Raw genomic sequence first — 1,687 nt, 5'->3', positions numbered from 1 at the left:
CCATCACCGCCTGCGACGTCACCAACCCCGACGCCGTACGCACCCTCGTCGACTCCATCGACGAACAGCACCCGCTCACCGCCGTCATCCACACCGCGGGCGCATTGAGCGACACCGTCCTGGCCCAACTCACCCCGGACGACCTGCACCCGGTCCTGGCGCCCAAGGTCGACGCCGCGTACCACCTGCACGACGCGACCCGGCACCTGCCGCTGGCCCGGTTCATCGTCTACTCCTCGGCGGCCGGCACCCTCGGCAACCCGGGACAGGCGAACTACGCCGCCGCCAACACCTACGTGGACGCCCTCGCCCACCACCGCAACCGGCTCGGCCTGCCCACCACCAGCCTCGCCTGGGGCTACTGGAAGCAGGCCACCGGCCTCACCGGCCACCTCACCGCCGACCAGCAGGGCCGCACCGGCACGCCGCTCACGACGGAACACGGCCTGCACCTCTTCGACGTCGCGCTCCGGGACCGTCCTGAGTCGACGCTCGTGTGCATGCCGATCGAGCCGGCAGGTCTGCGCCGCGCGCCGAAGGTGCCGCCGCTGCTCCGTGACCTCGTACCGGCCACCGCACGCCGCGCGACCGCCGCGGGCGCCGGTGCGGTGCAGCGGTCGGGGCTGGCGGAGCAACTGGCCGCGCTCGGCGAGGCCGAGCAGGACCGGATGGTGCTGGACCTGATCCGGAGCAACGTCGCGGCCGTCCTCGGCCACGCGCGCCCCGAGACCATCGATCCGCAGCGCCCGTTCAAGGAGCTGGGCTTCGACTCGCTGACCGCCGTCGAACTGCGCAACCGGCTCACCAACGCCACCGGGCTGCAGCTCCCGTCCACGCTGGTCTTCGACCACCCGACGCTCACCGAACTGTCGGTGTTCCTGCGCGGCAAGCTGCTGGACCAGCAGCCGCAGCAGCGCGTGGCGAAGCAGGTCGCGACCGTGGTCGACGACGACCCGATCGTGATCGTCTCCATGGCCTGCCGCTACCCCGGCGGGATGCGGCGGCCCGAGGACCTGTGGCGGCTGGTCTCCGAGGGCGTCGAGGCGATCGGCGACCTGCCGGAGGACCGCGGCTGGGACGTCGACAACCTCTACGACCCGGACCCTGACGCGCCGGGCAAGATGTACACGCGCAAGGGCGCGTTCCTGTACGACGCCGGGCAGTTCGACGCGGATTTCTTCCACATGAACCCGCGCGAGGCGCTGGCCACCGACCCCCAGCAGCGGCTGCTGCTGGAAACCGCCTGGGAGGCGTTCGAGCGGGCGGGCATCGACCCCACCAGCCTCAAGGGCAGCAGCACCGGCGTGTTCGCGGGCGTCATCTCCCAGGACTACCTGATGCGCATGCACGACGCGCCGGACCACTTGGAGGGCTACTTCGCCACCGGCGGCTCCGGGAGCATCGTCTCGGGCCGGGTGGCGTACACCTTCGGCCTCGAAGGTCCGGCCATGACGGTGGACACGGCATGCTCGTCGTCCCTCGTCGCCCTGCACCTCGCCGCGCAGGCGCTGCGTAACGGCGAGTGCGACCTCGCGCTGGCCGGCGGCGCGACCATCATGGCGACGCCCGGCACCTTCCAGGTCTTCTCGCGGCAGCGCGGCCTGGCCGCTGACGGCCGCTGCAAGCCCTTCGCGGACGCGGCGGACGGTACGGGCTGGGGCGAGGGCGTCGGCCTGGTGCTGGTCGA

The 1,687-nt window shown here is 72.2% G+C and carries 1 protein-coding gene; it reads left to right on the top strand.

Annotated features, from left to right (window positions below; translation table 11 throughout):
• Positions 1-1,687, top strand: a 1,687-nt coding sequence (locus tag B124_RS36975; protein WP_496507403.1) for a beta-ketoacyl reductase, incomplete at both ends; no start/stop codon positions are given.

The sequence above is a fragment of the Streptomyces sp. CNP082 genome, assembly GCF_059570535.1.
The sequence above is the reverse complement of the archived record's forward strand: the minus strand, read 5'-3'. Positions and strand labels throughout refer to the sequence as shown.